Raw genomic sequence first — 13,580 nt, 5'->3', positions numbered from 1 at the left:
CACAAACTAATTTTAAAGTTTCTTAGCTAAATCTTTAATGTATTCTTTCAATTGGTCTGCAACTTCTGGATGTTGTAGTCCAAATTCAATGTTGGTTTGTAGCCAACCGAACTTGTTACCAGTATCGAAACGGTCACCTTTGAATTCGTGAGCGTAAACTTTACCATCTTTATTTAATGTATCAATAGCATCAGTTAATTGAACTTCATTACCTTTACCTGGCTTAGTGTTTTCCAAAATATCAAAGATTTCAGGAGTTAATAAGTAACGACCGATAATCGCTAAATCACTAGGTGCGTCTTCAGGATTTGGTTTTTCAACGAAGTTAACAACGTCGTATAGGCCATCTTTAACTTCTTTAGCTGGGTTAATTACACCGTACTTTGAAGTATCTTCATGAGGCACTCTCATAACAGCTAAAGTTGAAGAACCTGTTTCTTCGTAACTATCAATTAATTGCTTAGTTAATGGTGTTTTATCTTCCATTAAGTCATCACCTAACATGATAACAAAAGGATCATCGCCAACAAAACTCTTGGCAGTATATACAGCATCCCCTAAACCATTTGGATGTTCTTGACGTTTAAAGTAAATGTTTAAGCCATTAGTTTTCTTAACTGCTTCTAACATTTCCTTTTTACCTTTACTTTCGAGGTTTAATTCTAGTTCAGTGTTTGAATCAAAATGATCTTCGATGGCACGTTTGCCTTTACCGATAATGATTAGGATATCAGTGATTCCTGATTCAATTGCTTCTTCAACGATTAGTTGAATTGCTGGTTTATCAACTACTGGTAACATTTCTTTTGGCATTGCCTTAGTTTCTGGTAAGAATCTAGTTCCTAATCCAGCAGCTGGAATGATTGCCTTTTTAATCTTTTTCATCTTTATAAACTCCTATATCGATTAGTCTAATTCTTCTCGACCTTTACGGTTCATTAATTGTTTAATTGCATCATCAATTGTTAATTGGTTGTGTAGCACTTTGTAGATTGCTGATGTGATTGGCATATCAATACCACGTTGAGCTGCTAATTCATAAGCAGCTTCAGCTGTAGCAATTCCTTCGATTACCATTCCCATGTTCTTAACAATATCATCTAGTGTTTCACCTTTACCTAATTGGTATCCAGCACGCCAGTTTCTTGAGTCACTACTTGTGGCAGTAACAATCACATCACCAAATCCTGAAAGACCAGTAAATGTTAATGGGTTAGCACCAAATGAAGTTCCTAAACGTGAAATTTCAGCTAAACCACGAGTCATTAGCGCAGCTTTGGCGTTATCAGCATAGCCTAAACCATATAATGCTCCGGCACCGATTGCGATGATGTTCTTCAAAGCCGCTCCAATTTCAACACCGATAATGTCATCGTTTGTGTAAACTCTGAAATATTCATTGATGAATAATGATTGGATGTGTTCAGCATCTTTAATGTTTTCTGAAGCTGTAGTAACTAAAGTAATATCGTGTTTAGCAACTGATTCTGCTTGACTAGGTCCTGAAATAACTGAAACAGATTTACGATGCTTTGGATCGATTTCTTCTGATAGCACTTCAGACATTCGCTTATATGTTTTTTGTTCGATTCCTTTACTACCATGAATGATGTTAACTGACATGTCTAGTTCTTCTAGAATTTCGTTAACTTGTTTAGCAGTATTTCTAGTTACTTGAGCTGGAACAACGAATAAAATATCGTCTACACCTCTGATGGCTTCTTTCATATCACCATAAGCAACTAATTCTTTCGGATATGTAAAATCTTTAATGTATTTTTCATTTGTGTGTTGATTGTTTAATTCATCAACTTGAGCTTGTTTGTATGACCACAAACGTACTTCATTACCATTTTCTACTAAAATAGTTGCAAGCATGCTTCCCCATGAACCTGCTCCTAAAACTGCAATTTTTTCTGTCATTCTAATTACTCCTTAATTGTTAAACCAACTTACTACCATCTAAATAATATGGTAAGTCAGCTTCTTTTTTACGACGATAAATCATCAATGCAATTGCCCCAATAAATAGCACAATTGATAACATTTGAGATACTCTAATGCCACCGAATAGCATCAAGCTATCAGTTCTCATCCCTTCTACGAAGAATCGACCGAATGAGTACCAGATGATGTAAGATAAAACCACTTCACCACGTTTGAAAAACTTGTTAATGTGACGAAGATTCATTAATAATACGAATCCTAATAAATCCCATAATGATTCATACAAAAATGTAGGTTGGCGATAAAAGCCTTGAATATACATTTGATTAATTATGAACGTTGGTAAGTGTAGTGACTTAAGGAACGCTAAGCTTGTAATGTTACCAAAAGCTTCTTGGTTCATAAAGTTACCCCATCTACCGATTCCTTGACCCATAATTACTGTTGGTGCGATTACATCTAAGATCGCCCAAACAGAGATTAACTTACTACGACAGTATAGATAAACTACCACTGCAGCACCGATTAGCGCTCCGTAGATAGCAATTCCACCGTCCCAAATTTTAATGATTTCATTTAAATGTTGGCTGTAATATGGCCATTGGAAAACCACGTAATAAATACGAGCACAGATAATGGCCACTGGAAGTGCCCATAAAATCATGTCATATATATTATCTGGATCAATTCCGCGCTTGCGACCTTCTTTAACAGATAAAAAGACCGCAATTAATACAGCGGAGGCGATAAAGATTCCGTACCAATGAACCGCAACTGGTCCTAAGTTAAACGCAATCGGATTTAATGCGATTGAATGCATTACTTTTCACTTCCCTGGAAAGATTTTATTTCTTGTTTCCTGAGTTTTCTTTAATTAAGTTATTTAAGTTGTCATCAAAGACTTTAGTTGCGTCATATCCCATCTTTTTAGCACGATAGTTCATGGCAGCAGCTTCAATGATGATGGCTAGGTTACGACCTGTTTTAACAGGGATGCTAACTCTTTGAACGTCAACATCAAAGATTCTTCTAGTTTCGTCACCATTACCTAATCTGTCATATGGAGCATCATCAGACCAATTTTCCAAATGAACGATTAAATCAACTTTGGTTTGTGAACGAACGGCACCAGCACCAAATAAGTTCATCACATCGATAATTCCGATTCCTCTAATTTCCAATAAGTGACGTAAAATTGTTGGTGCTTGTCCAATCAATGTTTGTTCATCTTGTTGGTAAACTTCTACTCGGTCATCAGCAATTAGTCGATGTCCACGTTTTACAAGTTCTAGGGCTGTTTCACTCTTACCAATACCAGAGTCTCCAGTCATTAAGACCCCTAATCCATAAACGTCAATTAAAACTCCATGGATAGATTTTCTTTCAGCTAGTTTACCTTCTAAGAAGTTAGTCATGTTACTCAAAACTCTTGAAGTAGTAAGCTTTGAACCTAATACTGGAATGTGTTGATTCTTGGCAGCTCTGATTAATTCATCAGGTGGATCTAATTGGGTTGAAACCACAAAGGCAGGTGTTTCTGGTAAACACATTTTTTTCATGACCTCAAACAGCTCATTACTATCCATACCCTTTGCATATGAAGTTTCAGTAATTCCCAATAATTGAATTCTCTTTGCAGGATAGTAATTAAAGTATCCTGTTAATTCCAAACCAGGACGAGAAATATCACTAGTGGTAATTGGACGATCTAGGTATTCTTCACCATAAAAAATATCTAGATGGGTATTCTCGACTAGGTCTGCAACCGTTACACTATAAGCCATGATTTTACCTCCAGTTCTGATAAGTTAATTTTATCATGTTATTAGATGCATTTCATAATTAATTAGTAGTCTGACAAAATAATATTACAAATCGACATAATCAATGCAGCGATTATTGCCATTCCAAATGATGCAAAATGGAAATTACTTCCAACTACAGCAGATGTTATTTCCAACATAATTCCATTTAAAACAATACTAAATAGTCCTAATGTAATAATGTTAATTGGCAATGATAATATAAATAGCACTGGTTTTACTAGCGCATTTAATACCGCTAATACCACTGCAGCAATTAATGCGGTGGTGATACTTGCTACATAGAAACTACCTTGAAAGAAACCAGCAATTGCCATAAATAATAATGTATTAATTAAGATTCTTCCTAATATTCTCATTGCATCCTCCTATTTATGATCGTATTCATCCACGTCTGTTAAATTACGACGACCACTGTTTTGATCATTGTCTTTACTTGGAATGAAAACTAAACAAACAACGTAAGCCAATAATCCGAAGATTAAATGACCAGGCCAAATTGAAAGAATTACGAAAAGAATTCTAATAATTTGTGCATTGATGTTGAAGTATTCAGCAATTCCACCTAATGTTCCTGTTAATAATTTGTTGGTTTGTGAACGATAAATTTTATTCATCTTAAATTCCCCTTCGTTACTATAATTGGCATTTTAGCGAAAGTTCATTAAATGAACCTTAAGGTTATTTTTCCTTAATCAAAACGACCCCTAATTCATTTGGTGAGTCGCTATAAATTGCACTTTCCATAATTTTGATTCTGTCTTCCCTATTCAATACTTTCAAACGACAGAATGTTGGTGATGTTAATATTGCTTTATAAAATTCATCTTCTGAATTAATTTTGATATTGTTAACTTCAACGATTAAATCACCAATTTGCACACCCATCTTTTCTGCGGGAGTATCAGGACGAATTGAAATAACTCTTAGTCCGTTTACTGCATCAGAGAACCAGGTATCTTGTTTGCTATCACTTCTTTTAATCATTAAAACAGTAATAATGTATAAAACAATTAATCCAGCGATAGAGTATAATGCGATGTTTTCCACATTTTTAAAGTAATATGTCACTCCTGATAAAATAACACCTACTACTACTAACCAACCGATTTTTTTAGCCATAATTTTGAAAAAGGCTTTTGGCAATGACTTGAAGATGGTGATTCTCATTCCCAACATCACTGGTAAAATCAGTAAGCTAAATTTATGATCTCCGTAGCCGAATACTGGCCACCAATGCATCACTTGTTGAATTTGGTCTCCCGGAATTAATACTAATAATGGAAGAATTGTAAATTCTTTAGTCAAATATCCAGCAACTTTGTTACCTCTTTGGTTCTTAAAAATTTGTGGATTCGCATAGTTACCTAGCACAAAGCGGCTGTATAAAGCCATTAATAAAATCACGATTGTTAATAAAAGCAACACGTTGCCGAAGTCTGTTGATTGAATATTAATCCCGAAAGTATCAACTCCGTTAAAGAACTTAACTTGATAAATCAACCAGGTAATTGCGGTTGCAATTCCAAAGGTAATCAAGTTCAAAAATTGTCCTGGAATTAAAATTAAATTGACGATTAATAGTAATTGGTATACTACGATCCAAGTAACTGGTAGGTATACTCCTAAGATGATTGAAATCGCACTTCCGACAATTCCTAATAATATAAAACTAAGCCAAAAATGTTTAATTTCATAGTTATTGGCATAAATTGATGTGTTAAAGTCGCGTCTTTGTTTTGTTAAACGTTTTCTATAGATAATATAGTTTCTTAAGATTCCCAACCATAAAACTGGTTGAATTAGAATCAATAAAACTGTCAGTATTTCGCTCATGTATATTCCCCTGTCTAATTTGGATTGTTTTTACTCAACTTCCATTGTAAAAAGGCATTAATAAATGGATTTAAATCCCCGTCCATTACATCTTGTGCTTTAGCTGTTTCATAATTAGTACGATGATCTTTTACCATTGAATATGGGTGGAATACGTATGATCTAATTTGAGATCCCCAACCAATTTCTTTTTGTTCACCTTCTAATTGAGCCTTTTGTTGTTCTTTCTTTTCTTCTTCTAGTTCATATAATTTTGACTTCAACATGTTCATAGCTGTTTCTCTATTTTGCAATTGTGAACGTTGTGCCTGACTGGCAACGACAATCCCAGTTGGTTCATGCGTGATACGCACAGCTGAAGAAGTCTTATTAACGTGTTGTCCACCAGCACCACTGGCTCTATAAACATCAACTCTTAAATCAGATGGATTAATTTCAACGTCTACAGAGTCGTCTAATTCTGGCATTACATCAACTGAAGCGAAAGAAGTATGTCTTCTTCCGGCAGAATCAAAAGGAGAAATTCTAACTAAACGATGCACACCTTTTTCAGATTTTAAATATCCATAAGCATTTTCGCCGCTTACTAAAATCGTGGCGGTATCAATTCCGGCAACTTCACCAGCTTGATAGTTTAGGGTTTCTAACTTGAAACCATTTTGGTCAGCCCATCTGGTATACATTCTAAATAACATCATGCCCCAGTCATGAGATTCTGTCCCACCCGCTCCAGGGTGAATTTCCAAAATCGCATTATTGGCATCATATTTACCATTTAAAAGCATCCCTAAACGATACTTTTCTAAATGAGCTTTAGTATCTACTAACGAAGATTCAAATTCATCAATTAATGATGGATCTGGTTCTTCTTCAATCATTTCTAAAGTTAACTCTAATTCCTCAACTTCAGAATTTAATGCATTAAAATTATCATATTTTTTCTTTAATCGATTCGTTTCATTAATCAATGTTTGAGATTCGTCCGGATTATCCCAAAAACCTGGTTCGGCCATCTTAGATTCATTTATCTCAATACTAGCTTGTAGCGAATCTAGGTCAAAGAGACCCCCTAAAGCCTTGGATGGCTTTTTGAATTGAGCTTATTTCATTTCTAGCATCTGCTATTTCCATTCTTATGCTCCTTACTAAAAAAACGAAGAGAACTAATGTCCATCTTCGCTTTTTTATTATCTTTCGATGTTTTGTCTGATTTCAGCTTTCATGAACAATCTAGTGGTATCGTAATCAATATCTGAGATCATTTCTTCAAACATTTGATAACCTTCACGTTGATATTCAACTAGTGGATTTAATTGACCGTATCCTCTTAAACCAATTGATTGTCTCAATTGATCCATTTCATCAATATGGTCAGTCCAATGAGAGTCAACAACTCTTAATACAACAACCTTTTCAAATTCAAGCATTTGTTGTGGGTCGTATAATTGATCTCTCTTTTCAATGTATACTTGTTCAGATAGGTTGATTAAGTAATCTTTGATTTCTTGAGCAGACTTACCTTCTAAATCTGACTTAGAAATTGCATCTGGATTTACCAATGCACTAACAGCGAAATCTAAAATTGTATCTAAATCCCAGTCTTTTTGATCACCTTGGGTGTGTAAGTTAACAATTCTATTGATTGTTCTCTTAATCATTGGCTTAACAACCCAATCTAGTGATGTGTCTTCAGTAATAACTTTGTTTCTTTCATCATAGATAACATTACGTTGTTGTCTCATAACATCATCATATTGTAGAACTTGTTTTCTAGAATCGTAGTTGTTACCTTCAACACGTTTTTGAGCTGATTCAACTTGTTTTGTAATTAAGCGACTCTTAATTACGGCTGATTCACCATCAACCTTCATTCTGTCTAAGAATCCTTTAATCTTATCAGAACCGAAACGACGCATTAAGTCATCTTCTAGTGATAAGTAGAATTGTGATAGACCTGGGTCACCTTGACGTCCAGAACGTCCACGTAATTGGTTATCAATACGTCTAGATTCATGTCTTTCAGTACCAATAACAGCTAGACCGCCTAATTCAACGACGCCCGGTCCTAATTTAATATCAGTACCACGTCCGGCCATATTAGTGGCGATCGTAACGGCACCCTTTTGACCAGCATTAGCAACAATTTCAGCTTCTTTAGCATGATTCTTAGCGTTCAATACTTCGTGGTGAATTCCAGCATCATTTAGACGTTGTGAAATGTATTCTGAAGTTTCAACGGCAACTGTACCAATTAGAATTGGTTGACCTTTTTCATGTAACTTCTTAATTTCATCTACTACTGCATCAAATTTTGATTGTAGTGTTGGGTATAGTAAGTCAGGTTCATCAACTCTGGCTACCGGTCTGTTAGTTGGAATTGAGATAACATCCATGTTATAGATTTCTCTAAATTCATCAATTTCAGTCTTAGCAGTACCAGTCATACCAGCTAACTTACTGTACATTCTGAATAAGTTTTGGTAAGTAATGTTGGCCATTGTCTTACTTTCTTCTTGAATGGTTACTCCTTCTTTAGCTTCAATAGCTTGGTGTAAACCATCAGAGAAACGACGACCGTCCATGATACGACCTGTAAATGAATCAACGATTAATACTTCATCATCAGATACAACGTAATCCTTATCTTTAAGCATGATGTAGTTGGCACGTAGTGCTTCGTCTAAATGGTGAGTTAAAGCAGTGTTGTCAGTATCGTATAAGTTCTTTAGGTTAAAGTACTTTTCAGCTTTTTCAATACCTTGATCATTTAAAGCAACAGTCTTTGATTCCAAATCAATCTTGAAATCATCGTCTTCTTTAAGAGTCTTAGCGAATTGATCAGCTTGCATGTATAGTTCTGATGAACCTTTTGATTGACCAGAAATAATCAATGGTGTTCTAGCTTCATCAATTAAAATAGAATCTACTTCATCGACGATAGCAAAGTTCAATGGTCTTTGAACCATATCTTCTTTGTAAACAACCATGTTATCACGTAAGTAATCAAAACCAATTTCACTATTAGTTGAGTAAGTGATATCAGCATTGTATGCTTCTCGTTTTTCTTCAGGGCTCTTGTCTGTTAAGTTGACGCCTACAGAAAGTCCCATCCAGTTGTATAATTCTCCCATTTGTTCAGCATCACGTTGTGATAAATATTCGTTAACAGTGATAACGTGAACACCTTTACCTGAAATAGCATTTAAGTAAACAGGCATTGTGGCAGTAAGTGTTTTACCTTCACCGGTTTTCATTTCTGAAATGTTACCTTCATGTAAAACAATTCCACCCATAATTTGTACATGGAATGGTGTTAAACCAAGAACACGACTTGCCCCTTCACGTACAGCAGCAAATGCTTCTGGTAATAAGTCATCAAGAGTTTCACCATCTTGGTAACGTTGTTGAAATTCAGTGGTCTTAGCTTTTAGTTCGTCGTCGCTTAGTTTCTTAAAATCATCTGCGTATGATTCAACTTTGTCAGCAAGTTTGCTAAGTCTTTTGACTTCTCTTTTATCGCTTTCGACCCATTTTTTTAAAATGTTAGCCATTAATCAATTTTCCTTCCATGAATTAGTTTTTAAAGTTTTATTCGTCTTAATAAATATATTCTATCTTATTTTAACATTTAATTATCATTTTTAAAATTAGATTGGTGAATTCTTTATATTTTTTCTTACTATTTAATGAAATTTTATCCATTATCGACATAAAGTAAGACCCTGCACACTCTTGACTCCATTTTTTTGGAGTACTTGAGCAGCATGATGCATAGTGGTTCCAGTCGTATAAATGTCATCGATGATTATTATTTCCTTATCTTTAATTACATCTTTCATATTATCATTAATTTCGAATACTTGCGATGCCTTAAGCCTTTGTTTTCGATTTAATGATGATTGTCTTGTTTTACTTTCTTGATTAATGATCAATGCTTCAACAATTTTTGTTTCTGCCAATAAACCGATCACCTGGTTAAAGCCCCGTTCAGCCAAGGTTTCTTCACTAACTGGAATGGGGACAATTATCTTTTTAGTATCAATATGACTGCAAAATTCATCTGTAAACGATTTGCGTAAATTATAGTCACCGCAAAATTTATATCGATGCATATATTCTTTCATTGCATCATTGTATTTATATACCGCACGATTAATTAATTTATTACCAACATTTTGCCACTTAACGCAATCATCACAAATTCCAGCCACTTCCATTTCCCTGCCACATTGCTGACAAATTATTTCCTGGTTTATTCTTTCAAATTGGGTTTCACATTTATCACAAAGCGGTTTATATTTTATCGGCTTTAGACTCAATAAAAACGAAATCGATATTTGAAAAGTAATTTTTTGACCACATAAAATACATTTATTCATTTAATTTTTTCGCCAACCTATTCATATACTTAATTTGTTTCATTGCATTGTTCACTGGTTTGGTTTTGTCATCAACGATAAATAAAACTTCCCCCGTTGGTCGATCCTTTTTACGTCCCACTCTTCCAGCAATTTGCACCAATGACGACATCGTAAACACTTCATCGTCAGCCCCTAAAACGATTACATCTATTCCCGGAAACGTAACCCCTCTTTCTAAAATGGTCGTAGTAATTAAAAACAGCACTTTTTCAGTCCGCATGTCATTGACTTTTTCCATTCGTAATTCATCACTGGAATAAACGGTATGCCAAAGTGATGAGTCATACTGAGTGGCTAATATTTCACTTATTACCGGTAAATCATCTATCTTAGGAATGAATAACAAAAATCGTTGCCGCTTTTTGATTTTTTGTTTGATTTTGTTTAACAATAGAGACGGTAATTTATGCTTTTTCATTAACTTTCGCCAATCATTAACATACTTAATCGTTGCTTCTGGCAGAAGATGGCGATGAAATCTAATTGGTAAATAACTAGCTGAAATTTGTTTTCGTTTTATCTTTTTAATCATCTCTGCGGTGGGCGTAGCAGTTAAATATAGTTTGGCACTCTTATCTTTAACCGCATTATCAACAGCAAAATGGAGTGACTCATCATTCACAAACGGAAAAGAGTCCACCTCATCGATAATAATAACGTCAAACGCGTGATAAAACCGCAACAGTTGGTGCGTTGTACAAATCGTTAATTGACTGTAAAAATAACTTTGACTACTTTTCCCATGTAACAACACCACTGAAATGTTTTTAAAAGCATCTTGGATTCGTGGAAATAATTCAACACAAACATCGACTCGTGGTGAAGCAATACAGACACGCTTATTATCTTTAATTGCTTGAGCGATTCCTTTAAATAACATTTCGGTTTTCCCCGCTCCTGTAACTGCCCATAGCAGATGTGTCTGATTATTATTAATCACTTCAATAATCTGATTGGAGCATTTTTCTTGTTCCTTAGTTAGTTTTCCATCCCATGTTAAAATCTTTCCTTGATGTGAGAAAAGATTTGGCTCTTCAATAAAACACAGTGGTTCTTTTAGGGTCATTCGTCCCAGGTTAATGCAATTGGGACAATAAAAATTATCATTAGGTAATTGTGATTCATTTTTTGATGTTTTATGGCCACATCGTTTACAATAAATCTCGTTCTTGGTAACCTTAATAGGAACCATTTTTTTGATATTTTGTGCGGATTTAATTTCGCTGGGGACATCTTTTTCACCAACCAGTCTGCCAAATAATTCATTATAATTTTCGATCATATTAATCACCAATCTTAAATACGCTAAACAGAGGTGAAAACAACTTGGAAAATGACTATTTAACCATTAAGCAAGATGGTATCAATGAAATTGATATTAAAAAATCTCAATTTATATGCTCAATTGCACGTGTTGAAACAGAAGAAGAAGCCATTAGCTTTATTAATCAAGTTAAAGATGAACATAAAAAAGCAACGCATAACTGTCACGCCTATGTTTTAGGTTTAGATGATTCTATCCAACGTGCCAGTGATAATGGAGAACCCTCAGGAACTGCAGGTGTTCCTATCCTAGAAGCAATTAAAAACATCGGCGTTCATAACGTTGCTGCCGTGGTTACCAGATACTTTGGTGGCATCAAGTTAGGTGCTGGTGGATTAATTCGTGCATATAGTAATGCAACAACCCAAGCAATTGAACATGTCGGCGTTGTCAAAAAAGTTCTTCAAACAGAAATTACGATTTCAGTTGATTACAAATCATTTGATTCACTCAATTATCAACTAGAAGAAAACAATGAAAACATTATTGATACAATTTATACTGATAAGGTATCAATTGTGGTCGCCGTTGATAACGATCGTATCGATTCATTTAAAGCTAGTGTTGTTGAACTATTAAATGGCCGTGTCGAAATGACTGATGGCGCTGAAAAATATTTTGAAATCGACTTTGATCCATACAAAAAAGATTGACCCAACGGTCAATCTTTTTTTAGTGGTTATCTTTACTTGTATTTTCTTTAACTATTTTTTTGATAAAGTTCAATAATGGCTGACGATCTTGTCCAGCTAATCCAATTGATTCCACGAACAGTTCTAGCCCAATTAATGTGGCAATGGTTAGTAGAATCGAACCTAAGATATTTGAAATTGGATACAATAAAGAAATAAATGAGAAGATTAATGCAATTCCATAGATAATTAAGACGGTTTGACGATGTGTCAAACCAATTTGCATTAGACGGTGATGCAAATGTCTTTTATCAGCGTGCATAATTGGTTGCTTGTTTAACATACGACGTAAAATAGCATAAATGGTATCAGTAATTGGTACCCCTAAAATAATTACTGGAATGATAACAGTAATGAAAGTCGCATTTTTTAATCCGTTTAACGAAAAGATTGAAATCATAAATCCAATAAATAGTGAACCGGTGTCTCCTAAATATATCCGTGCAGGGAAGAAATTATATGGTAAAAATCCTAAACAAGCAGCTACTAATGCAAAAATCATAATTGATACGTACACGTTGCCGACGTTCAAGAAAAAGAACCCAGTAATTCCCATTGTCGTAAGGGCAATCACAGCTACTCCGGTTGCTAACCCATCTAAACCATCGATTAAGTTAACCGCATTAGTAATCGCTAGAATCCAAATCCAAGTGATTGGTAAACTAAACCAGCCAAGCCCAAATGTTCCAATAAATGGTAGTGATACACTACTCATTTGAATATTTCCAAAGAAGAATACCACGACAGCAGCCAAACTAATCCCAAATACTTTTTGTCTAGGTTTTAAGACAATAATGTCATCAATCACACCAGTGATAATAATGATTAATTGTCCTGCAAACATCCCATACAATTGTTGCGTTGGCATTTGTTTTCTTAAGAGAAACATTGTGGCAATCGTGTATGCAGCAAAGATTGCTAATCCTCCTAATGTTGGCATTGGAATCTTATTCATTCTTCGCTTATTTGGACTATCTATTGCGCCCCATCTAAATGCCAGTTTTCTGATAAACGGTGTAATCACAGCTGACATCAACATTGTCGCAAATAGACAAACGATGATTTCAAATTTTAGCATAATAGCTTTCCTTTCGTTTCTTATTACTATTAGTAAATTATACAAATGTCACAGAATAAAAACAAGAAAAACCAAAAATCATACAAAAAAAAGGATTCCAAATGGAATCCTTTTTTTATTACATCATTGGGTTCATACCAGGGTTCATTGGATCTTTGTTTTCTTCTGGTAGTTTAGCAACAACAGCTTCTGTAGTTAATAGTAAAGCAGATACTGAAGCGGCGTTTTGAAGAGCTGATCTTGAAACTTTGGTTGGATCAACAACCCCAGCTTTAACCATGTCTTCATATTCACCAGTAGCAGCATTGTAACCTACACCCATTGGTTCACCCTTTAGGTGTTCAACAACAATTGAACCATCAATTCCGGCGTTGTGAGCAATTTGTCTAACTGGAGCTTCTAATGCACGAAGTACAATGTTAACCCCTGTCTTTTCATCGCCTTCAGCAGGAATTTCTT

14 protein-coding genes are annotated in these 13,580 nt (G+C 34.8%); 1 reads left to right on the top strand and 13 read right to left on the bottom strand.

Features of this window, described 5'->3' with window-relative positions; genetic code table 11:
• Positions 1–12: 12 nt before the first annotated feature.
• The 11 genes from galU to ABWU86_RS05930 form a co-directional block, all read right to left on the bottom strand.
• Positions 13–885 carry a UTP--glucose-1-phosphate uridylyltransferase GalU gene (galU, locus tag ABWU86_RS05980; protein ID WP_293793043.1) on the bottom strand — a complete coding sequence of 291 codons (873 nt, stop codon included), beginning with the start codon at positions 883–885 and terminating at the stop codon, positions 13–15.
• A 21-nt stretch (positions 886–906) separates the two neighbouring features.
• Positions 907–1,923 carry an NAD(P)H-dependent glycerol-3-phosphate dehydrogenase gene (locus tag ABWU86_RS05975; RefSeq protein ID WP_293793045.1) on the bottom strand — a complete coding sequence of 339 codons (1,017 nt, stop codon included), beginning with the start codon at positions 1,921–1,923 and terminating at the stop codon, positions 907–909.
• A 19-nt stretch (positions 1,924–1,942) separates the two neighbouring features.
• The gene (gene lgt, locus ABWU86_RS05970; RefSeq protein ID WP_353322001.1) at positions 1,943–2,767 is read right to left on the bottom strand and encodes a prolipoprotein diacylglyceryl transferase; all 825 of its coding nucleotides are present in this window, start codon (positions 2,765–2,767) and stop codon (positions 1,943–1,945) included.
• A gap of 25 nt (positions 2,768–2,792) precedes the next feature.
• Complete coding sequence (gene hprK / locus ABWU86_RS05965) at positions 2,793–3,731, bottom strand: HPr(Ser) kinase/phosphatase (RefSeq protein ID WP_293793049.1); 939 nt, start codon at positions 3,729–3,731, stop codon at positions 2,793–2,795.
• Positions 3,732–3,793: 62 nt separating this feature from the next.
• A complete protein-coding gene (locus ABWU86_RS05960; RefSeq protein WP_293793051.1) occupies positions 3,794–4,129 on the bottom strand; it encodes a phage holin family protein in 336 nt (111 codons plus the stop codon).
• Between the two features lie 9 nt (positions 4,130–4,138).
• Positions 4,139–4,387: a PspC domain-containing protein gene (locus ABWU86_RS05955; protein ID WP_293793054.1), complete on the bottom strand. Its 249-nt coding sequence runs from the start codon at positions 4,385–4,387 to the stop codon at positions 4,139–4,141.
• 64 nt (positions 4,388–4,451) lie between these two features.
• The gene (locus ABWU86_RS05950; protein WP_353321998.1) at positions 4,452–5,606 is read right to left on the bottom strand and encodes a PDZ domain-containing protein; all 1,155 of its coding nucleotides are present in this window, start codon (positions 5,604–5,606) and stop codon (positions 4,452–4,454) included.
• A 14-nt stretch (positions 5,607–5,620) separates the two neighbouring features.
• A protein-coding gene (gene prfB / locus ABWU86_RS05945) for a peptide chain release factor 2 (protein ID WP_293793060.1) occupies positions 5,621–6,737 on the bottom strand; the annotation gives its coding sequence in 2 pieces (ribosomal slippage) (positions 5,621–6,664 and positions 6,666–6,737; 1,116 coding nt in all).
• 56 nt (positions 6,738–6,793) lie between these two features.
• The gene (gene secA / locus ABWU86_RS05940) at positions 6,794–9,157 is read right to left on the bottom strand and encodes a preprotein translocase subunit SecA (RefSeq protein ID WP_293793062.1); all 2,364 of its coding nucleotides are present in this window, start codon (positions 9,155–9,157) and stop codon (positions 6,794–6,796) included.
• A gap of 150 nt (positions 9,158–9,307) precedes the next feature.
• Complete coding sequence (locus ABWU86_RS05935) at positions 9,308–9,985, bottom strand: ComF family protein (protein ID WP_353321995.1); 678 nt, start codon at positions 9,983–9,985, stop codon at positions 9,308–9,310.
• Entirely contained in the window at positions 9,978–11,309 is a 1,332-nt protein-coding gene (locus ABWU86_RS05930) for a DEAD/DEAH box helicase (protein WP_353321993.1), read from the bottom strand. The genes ABWU86_RS05935 and ABWU86_RS05930 overlap by 8 nt, the downstream gene beginning before the upstream one ends.
• Before the next feature lie 44 nt (positions 11,310–11,353).
• Between ABWU86_RS05930 and ABWU86_RS05925 the strand changes: the two genes are divergently transcribed.
• On the top strand, positions 11,354–12,004 hold the full coding sequence (locus ABWU86_RS05925; RefSeq protein ID WP_293793069.1) for a YigZ family protein: 651 nt from the start codon (positions 11,354–11,356) through the stop codon (positions 12,002–12,004).
• A gap of 19 nt (positions 12,005–12,023) precedes the next feature.
• Here the strand turns inward: ABWU86_RS05925 and ABWU86_RS05920 are convergent, their stop codons facing one another.
• Together ABWU86_RS05920 and ABWU86_RS05915 are read right to left on the bottom strand one after the other, a co-directional pair.
• Entirely contained in the window at positions 12,024–13,121 is a 1,098-nt protein-coding gene (locus tag ABWU86_RS05920) for a glycosyltransferase family 4 protein (protein WP_293793072.1), read from the bottom strand.
• A 118-nt stretch (positions 13,122–13,239) separates the two neighbouring features.
• A partial coding sequence (locus tag ABWU86_RS05915) for a TCP-1/cpn60 chaperonin family protein (protein ID WP_353321990.1) occupies positions 13,240–13,580 on the bottom strand: 341 nt, incomplete at its 5' end.

It is taken from the genome of Apilactobacillus pseudapinorum, from assembly GCF_040369555.1.
Lineage (GTDB): Bacteria > Bacillota > Bacilli > Lactobacillales > Lactobacillaceae > Apilactobacillus.
The sequence above is the reverse complement of the archived record's forward strand: the minus strand, read 5'-3'. Positions and strand labels throughout refer to the sequence as shown.

What these genes read in the sequence shown, in the direction of transcription:
- ABWU86_RS05935 (WP_353321995.1), bottom strand. Translation starts at nt 9,985, where the DNA reads ATGAATAAATGTATTTTATGTGGTCAAAAAATTACTTTTCAAATATCG.
- ABWU86_RS05975 (WP_293793045.1), bottom strand. Translation starts at nt 1,923, where the DNA reads ATGACAGAAAAAATTGCAGTTTTAGGAGCAGGTTCATGGGGAAGCATG.
- lgt (WP_353322001.1), bottom strand. Translation starts at nt 2,767, where the DNA reads ATGCATTCAATCGCATTAAATCCGATTGCGTTTAACTTAGGACCAGTT.
- galU (WP_293793043.1), bottom strand. Translation starts at nt 885, where the DNA reads ATGAAAAAGATTAAAAAGGCAATCATTCCAGCTGCTGGATTAGGAACT.
- ABWU86_RS05920 (WP_293793072.1), bottom strand. Translation starts at nt 13,121, where the DNA reads ATGCTAAAATTTGAAATCATCGTTTGTCTATTTGCGACAATGTTGATG.
- secA (WP_293793062.1), bottom strand. Translation starts at nt 9,157, where the DNA reads ATGGCTAACATTTTAAAAAAATGGGTCGAAAGCGATAAAAGAGAAGTC.
- ABWU86_RS05950 (WP_353321998.1), bottom strand. Translation starts at nt 5,606, where the DNA reads ATGAGCGAAATACTGACAGTTTTATTGATTCTAATTCAACCAGTTTTA.
- ABWU86_RS05955 (WP_293793054.1), bottom strand. Translation starts at nt 4,387, where the DNA reads ATGAATAAAATTTATCGTTCACAAACCAACAAATTATTAACAGGAACA.
- hprK (WP_293793049.1), bottom strand. Translation starts at nt 3,731, where the DNA reads ATGGCTTATAGTGTAACGGTTGCAGACCTAGTCGAGAATACCCATCTA.
- ABWU86_RS05930 (WP_353321993.1), bottom strand. Translation starts at nt 11,309, where the DNA reads ATGATCGAAAATTATAATGAATTATTTGGCAGACTGGTTGGTGAAAAA.
- ABWU86_RS05960 (WP_293793051.1), bottom strand. Translation starts at nt 4,129, where the DNA reads ATGAGAATATTAGGAAGAATCTTAATTAATACATTATTATTTATGGCA.